A 1,176-nucleotide genomic window follows, 5' to 3' on the forward strand; every position below is an offset into this window, starting at 1 on the left:
CGTCGTCGCCGGCAACGGTGTCGATGGTGATCGTGGCTTCAGGCTCTTCTACATCAGCGTCTGCATCAGCGTCCGCATCTGCATCGGCATCTGCGTCTGCATCAGCATCCGCGTCCGCATCGGCGTCGGCGTCAGCATCTGCATCCGCGTCAGAGTCCGCATCGGCGTCAGCATCTGCATCGGCGTCAGCATCTGCATCTGCATCAGCGTCCGCATCGGCATCAGCGTCCGCATCGGCATCTGCGTCCGCATCTGCATCGGCATCGGCGTCCGCATCTGCATCGGCGTCCGCATCTGCATCGGCATCGGCGTCCGCATCTGCATCGGAATCGGCATCGGCATCGGCGTCTGCGTCCGCATCGGCATCTGCATCTGCGTCAGCATCTGCATCTGCGTCAGCGTCCGCATCTGCATCTGCATCTGCGTCAGCGTCCGCATCTGCATCGGCGTCCGCATCTGCGTCCGCATCGGCGTCAGCATCTGCATCTGCATCTGCATCAGCGTCCGCATCGGCGTCCGCATCGGCATCGGCATCGGCATCGGCGTCCGCATCTGCATCGGCATCTGCATCGGCGTCCGCATCTGCATCGGCATCTGCATCGGCATCTGCATCGGCATCTGCATCGGCATCTGCATCGGCATCTGCATCGGCATCTGCATCGGCATCTGCATCTGCGTCAGCATCTGCATCCGCGTCCGCATCTGCATCTGCATCGGCATCTGCGTCAGCGTCCGCATCTGCATCCGCGTCAGCGTCCGCATCTGCATCGGCATCTGCGTCAGCGTCCGCATCGGCGTCAGCATCTGCATCAGCGTCCGCATCGGCATCAGCGTCGGCATCTGCATCAGCGTCCGCATCGGCGTCTGCGTCCGCATCGGCATCAGCGTCCGCATCCGCATCGGCGTCCGCATCTGCATCAGCATCCGCATCGGCGTCCGCATCAGCGTCGGCATCAGCGTCCGCGTCCGCGTCAGCATCCGCATCCGCATCGGCGTCTGCGTCCGCATCTGCATCAGCGTCCGCATCGGCGTCAGCATCCGCATCCGCGTCAGCATCGGCGTCTGCGTCCGCATCGGCATCTGCGTCAGCATCGGCGTCTGCGTCCGCATCGGCATCTGCGTCTGCGTCTGCGTCTGCGTCTGCGTCTGCGTCTGCGTCTGCGTCTGCGTCTGCGT

General features: G+C 64.2%; 1 protein-coding gene. It reads right to left on the minus strand.

From position 1 onward, the window contains the following. A partial coding sequence (locus ACT3R7_RS20650; protein WP_496199458.1) for a hypothetical protein occupies positions 1-1,176 on the minus strand: 1,176 nt, incomplete at both ends.

It is taken from the genome of Halomonas sp. AOP43-A1-21 (assembly GCF_052376775.1).
In the GTDB taxonomy this organism is placed as follows: domain Bacteria; phylum Pseudomonadota; class Gammaproteobacteria; order Pseudomonadales; family Halomonadaceae; genus Vreelandella; species Vreelandella colorata.